The organism is Isoptericola sp. NPDC055063 (assembly GCF_053608125.1).
The window spans coordinates 122,512-127,005 of sequence record NZ_JBSGUW010000004.1 but is presented as its reverse complement, the minus strand read 5'-3'; the positions used below and the strand labels follow the sequence as shown (position 1 = coordinate 127,005).

General features: G+C 72.9%; 3 protein-coding genes. All 3 read right to left on the bottom strand.

Going from position 1 to position 4,494, the window contains the following annotated elements; translation table 11 throughout:
• Window positions 1–126 precede the first annotated feature (126 nt).
• The 3 genes from ACWF41_RS06280 to ACWF41_RS06270 all read right to left on the bottom strand — a co-directional run bounded on the left by ACWF41_RS06280 (window position 127) and on the right by ACWF41_RS06270 (window position 4,335).
• On the bottom strand, window positions 127–879 hold the full coding sequence (locus tag ACWF41_RS06280; RefSeq protein WP_380322584.1) for a MerR family transcriptional regulator: 753 nt from the start codon (window positions 877–879) through the stop codon (window positions 127–129).
• A 94-nt stretch (window positions 880–973) separates the two neighbouring features.
• On the bottom strand, window positions 974–3,133 hold the full coding sequence (locus tag ACWF41_RS06275) for an alpha-glucuronidase (RefSeq protein ID WP_380322587.1): 2,160 nt from the start codon (window positions 3,131–3,133) through the stop codon (window positions 974–976).
• 65 nt (window positions 3,134–3,198) lie between these two features.
• Window positions 3,199–4,335, bottom strand: coding sequence for a mannonate dehydratase (locus ACWF41_RS06270; RefSeq protein ID WP_380322590.1), 1,137 nt, complete (start codon window positions 4,333–4,335; stop codon window positions 3,199–3,201).
• Window positions 4,336–4,494 lie beyond the last annotated feature (159 nt).

The following is a 4,494-nucleotide window of genomic DNA, read 5'->3' as shown; positions in this document are numbered from 1 at the left end:
TTTTTCCTTACGACAAAAACGAGGTCTCCCCCCCCCCCCGCTGTCCCCCCCCCCTGACCCCCCCCCCCGCGCCCCCCCCCCCCCGCCCCCGAGGAAAACCCCCCCCCCCCCCCCCCCCGGTGCGGCCTACGCGCGGGCGCGGAACTCCTCCGCCGCGTGCAGCAGGTAGTAGGCCAGGCCGGTCTGCTGCTGCTCCAGCATCCCGCGGTGGAAGTCGTCGGCGACGAAGAACCTCGCCTGGCCGGCGAACGCCTCCGCGTCCGTCGGGTGCACGGCGTCGAGGGCCGTCAGATGCCGGCGGATCTCCGCGGCGACGGAATCGTCGTCGGCCCGGAGGCCGGCGCGCAGCGCGTCGGCCATGAACGTCATGAACGCGGTCGCCTCGGCGGCCGCGGCGTTCATCCGGTCGGGGTCGACGTCGGACGCGTCGAGCTCGACGTCGTAGGTGTCACGCAGGTGCGCGTTCTGCTCCTCCAGCGCCTCCTGCCACCCGGCGCGGTCGAGCCCGGTGAACATGTCGTCGGTGGGCATGGGGTCTCCCTGTGTCTCGTGTGCGATGGCCTGCTCGAGCGTCGCCAGCACCTGGGCGAGCCGCGCCCCGCGCGCGCGGAGCATGGCCCGCTGGTCCCGCAGGCACTCGAGCCGGGACGTGCGACCCGACAGGGCCTCCGCGATCGAGCCCAGCGGCACGTCGAGCTCCCGGAAGAACAGGATCTGCTGCAGGCGCGCCAGGTCGCCCTCGGAGTACGTCCGGTAGTCGTTCTGCGGGTCCCGGGCGGGCACGAGCAGGCCGATCCGGTCGTAGTGGTAGAGCGTCTTGAGCGTGGTGCCCGACAGCCGGGCCACCTCGGTGATCGTGAAGGACGTCGTGGGTCTCACCTCCTGCGCCACACCCTCGACCCTCCCCCGAGGGGAGGGTCAAGCGCACGTCCGCACGACACGTCCGCACGACACGTCCGTACGGTGCGGCCGCTCAGAAGATCGTGCGGCCGTGGGCGTCGGGGATCCCGGACTTGCGGAAGAAGTACGTGTTGATCTGGTCGCGCCACTCGGTGGCCGACCGGAGCTGCTCGGCGAGGCGCTCGCGGACTCGGGCGTCGACGTCGGCCGGGACGGCGCCGGGCGCGACGTCGGCCAGCGACTCCCACGCGGCGATCGTCTCGCGCACGCGCTCCACGCCCGCGAAGTGGGTGTCGTAGATGTGCTGGATCACGGTGGTGCCGCTGTGCAGCACGTGCTCGTAAGGCACGTGGTGGAAGAACAGCAGCAGCTCGTCGGGGCAGGTCGCGAGGTCCTCGTAGACGTCGCGCCACGGCGCCGGGTACTGGCCGGTGAACCCGGTGCCCGTCGCGCGGGTGCGGTCCACGCCCACGCCGTCGCGGTCGGCGAAGTGGTAGGTGCCCCACTTCGAGTACTCGTAGCCGTCCACGTCCGGGCCGTAGTGCGCGCGCAGCGGGCTGACCATGAAGCCGACGCCGAGCGGCGCGGTGTACGACTCGTAGGTGCGCCACGAGTCGTCCATGACGGCGTGCAGGATGGCGCGCACCTGCGGGTCGACGGCGCCGTCGGGGCCGGCGAACGTCAGGGAGATCCATTCGTCGAGGATCGCCATCGGGTCGAGGGTGGGGTCCCAGGTGAGCCGGCCGTAGGCGTAGAGGTTCGCCTGGGCGGCCGGGTGGCCCGTCCAGAACCGGTCGTCGCCGACGTTCGAGACGGCGGCGATCCCGCCCCCGCCCGCGGCCGCGACGGCGGGGGAGGCGTCCGGGCCTCGGCCGGCGACGACGTCGGCGACGGTCGCGCCGTCGTCGCCCTCGCCGTCTCCCCAGGGCCGGAAGCCGAGGTTCTCCCGCCACCAGGGCGCGAGGTAGCACACGTGCTGCTGCTGGCCGGTGTACTCCTGCGTCACCTGCAGCTCGAGCGCGAGGCGCGTGCGCGGCATCGCGGCGAGCACGGGGGAGACGGCCTCGCGGGTCTGGAAGTCGAGCGGGCCGTGCTTGACCTGCACGACGACGTTCTCGGCGAACCGGTCGTCGAGCGGGGCGAAGTGGTCGTACGCCGCGCGGGCGCGGTCGGTGGAGCGGTCGCGCCAGTCCTGCGTGTGGTCGTAGACGAACGCCCGCCAGTGCACGACGCCGCCGTGCGGGGCGACCGCCTCGGCCAGCGCGTTCGCGCCGTCCGCGTGGTCGCGCCCGTACGCGAACGGGCCGGGCTGGCCCTCGGAGTCGGCCTTGACGACGAACCCGCCGAAGTCGGGGATGGTCGCCCAGACCCGGTCGGCGGCGGCGCGCCACCAGGCGCGGACGTCGTCGTCGAGCGGGTCGGACGTCGGAAGCCCGCCGAGCGTCATCGGCGCGGCGAAGCTCACCGCGAGGTGGGTGCGCACGCCGTACGGCCGTAGCGCGGCGGCGATGCGGGCCACCTCGGGCAGGTCGTCGGTGAGCAGCCGCGCCTCGCGGGCGTGCACGTTGACGTTGTTGATGCAGACCCGGTCGATCCCGGTCGCGGCGAGCAGCCGCGCGTAGGCGGTGACGCGGGACAGGTCCTCCCGTACGTGGCCGTCGGCGTAGAAGATCGACCCGCCGGAGTACCCGCGCTCGACCTGCCCCATGACCGGGTGCACGTCCACGTTGTCCCAGTGGTCCAGCACGCGGAGCGCGAACGCAGGCGCGTGCCGCTCGTCGGCGTGGGGCCCCGCGAACGCCGCCTCGCCGAGCCGCACGACGTGGAACCACCCGTGCAGCAGCGCCGCCGGCGTGGGCGCGGTGACAGTGACCCGGCCGCCGTCGCGCACGAACCGGAACCCGACCCCCGAGCTGTCAGGGCCAGGAGCATGCATACCTGCTCGTGGCCCTGACACGTCGGGGGAGAGGGTGAGGAGGAGGTCGGGGGAGCTGTCGGCGTCGACGACGGCGCCGCCGTGCGTCGTCGTCGCGCCCTCGAGCTCCGCGCGCAGCGTGCCCGCCACCCCCGGCGAGCTGTCAGGGCCACGTGCGTGAATACGTGCTCCTGGTCCTGACAGGTCGGGGAGGCGGAGCGCGAGCCGGCGGCGGCCGACGGCGGCCAGCGCGCCGTCGGGCAGCCAGGCCGGGTGCGGCCCGACGACGGACGGGTCGACAACGTTTTCGAAACTCACCGTCGGTCTCCTCGGTGCGGTGCTGGGCGGGGCTGTGGCGGGCAGGAGGTGCGGGCCGCGCGGGCTCAGGCGCCGGCGTCGGGCGCGGTGTAGCGGAATGCGTCCCACGCACCGAGCAGGTACTGGACGCCCAGCGCGCGGTCGTACAGGCCGTAGCCGGGGCGCGGCTTGTTCGTGGTGTTCTCGTCCCACAGGTGGCGGCCGTGGTCGGGCCGCACGTACCCCTCGTACCCGGCCTCGGCGTAGGCCTTCATGATGCCCGTCGTGTCGACGTCACCCTCGCACGCCCGGTGGCCCACCTCGGTGAAGTCGCCGTTCGGGAAGTGCTTGATGTTGCGCACGTGGGTGAAGTGGATGCGGCCGGAGAAGCGGCGCACCGTGGCCGCGGCCAGCGGGGCCTGCGCGGGGTTCGCGGAGAAGCTGCCGAGGCAGAGCGTGAGGCCGTGGTGGGGGCTCGGGTGCAGGTCCAGCACGCGCTGCAGGTCGTCGGGCGTCGAGACGACGCGCGGCCAGCCGAAGACGTCGAACGGCGGGTCGTCCGGGTGCACGCCGAGCTTGATCCCGGCCTCCTCGGCGGCGGGGACCACCGCGTCCAGGAAGTAGCGGTAGTTCGCGTACATGTCCTCGTGCGTCACGCCCTCGTACGCGGCGTTGAGCTCGGTGAAGCCCGCGAGCCGCTCGGGCTCCCAGCCGGGCAGCGTGAGGCCGTGCGACCCGGCCTCCATGTCGGCGATGAGGCCCTCGGGCGTCATCTCGTCCACGACCGCCCGCTCGAAGAACAGGGCCGTGGAGCCGTCGGGCAGCGGGTGCCACAGGTCCGTGCGCAGCCAGTCGAAGACGGGCATGAAGTTGTAGCAGACCACCTTCACGCCGGCCTTCCCGAGCCGCCGGAGGGTGGTCACGTAGTTCTCGATCGCCTCGTCGCGGCTCAGCCCGAGGACGGTGCGGCCCAGCTTGATCGACTCGTGCACGTTGACCGACTCCACGACGTCGGCGTCGAGCGTCCGCGTCACGCCGCGGGCGCGCGCCTCGGCGGAGAGCCCGGTGATGCGCGCGACCTCCGCGTCGATCTCCTCCTGCTCCCACACCTCGCCGGCCTGCTTGTGGTGCAGGCTCCACACCACCGTCTCCACGCCCGGGATCTGCCGGACGTGGTCCAGCGTGACCGTGTCGTTGCCCTCGCCGTACCAGCGGAAACCCATCTTCACTGCGTGACTCCCGGTGCTCGTCGTGCGTCGTTCTGCCCGGTCCGTGCTGTGGGGGGTCGTTTTGTGTTGTTTCCGCCGAGGGGGGCGACCAACAAACAACCCACACGCCCCCGGGGGGGGAAGGAGAAGACCGGGAGGAGAGGTGGGCGAGCG